1 protein-coding gene is annotated in these 683 nt (G+C 68.3%); it reads left to right on the top strand.

All coding sequences use genetic code 11. The annotated features are described in order from the left end of the window. On the top strand, positions 1-683 hold a 683-nt coding region (prmB, locus tag ACXJKR_RS34085), incomplete at both ends, for a 50S ribosomal protein L3 N(5)-glutamine methyltransferase (RefSeq protein ID WP_457326627.1).

Genomic DNA, 683 nt, shown 5'->3' with positions numbered 1-683 from the left:
CCTTTGAYGAGGCCGCGTGGCTGGCGCTGTGGCGCCTGGGACTGCCGCTGGACGCGCTGGACGAACACGCCGAGCGTGAGCTGAACGAGGCCGACCTAGCCAGCATCACCGAACTCGTCGACCAACGCATTGCAACGCGCAAGCCCGCTGCCTATCTGACCGGCGAGGCCTGGCTGCAAGGCGTGCCCTTCACCATCGACGAGCGCGCTATCGTGCCGCGCAGCTTCATTGCCGAGCTGATTGCCGACGCCAGCATCGACCCCTGGCTACATCCCGACAGCCGCCGCGTGCTGGACCTGTGCACCGGCAACGGCAGCCTGGCCGTGCTGGCAGCGATGGCCTGGCCGGAGGTCGAGGTGGACGCGCTGGACATCGACGTCAATGCACTCGCCGTGGCGAAATTGAACGTGGAGCGCCACAACCTGGCGCTGCGCGTACGCCTGCTGCAAGGCGACGGCCTGGCCGGTGCCGAAGGCACCTATGACCTCATCCTCTGCAACCCGCCCTACGTGAACAGCACCAGCATGGCCGCCCTGCCCGCCGAATACCGCGCCGAGCCCGAACTGGCGCTGGCCGGCGGCAGCGACGGCATGGACTTCATCCGCGAGCTGCTGCGCGCCGCGCCCGCTGCGCTGAACGACGACGGCGTGCTGGTGCTCGAGATCGGCAACGAACGCGAGAAT

Source organism: Roseateles sp. P5_E11, assembly GCF_054049355.1.
The sequence above is the reverse complement of the archived record's forward strand: the minus strand, read 5'-3'. Positions and strand labels throughout refer to the sequence as shown.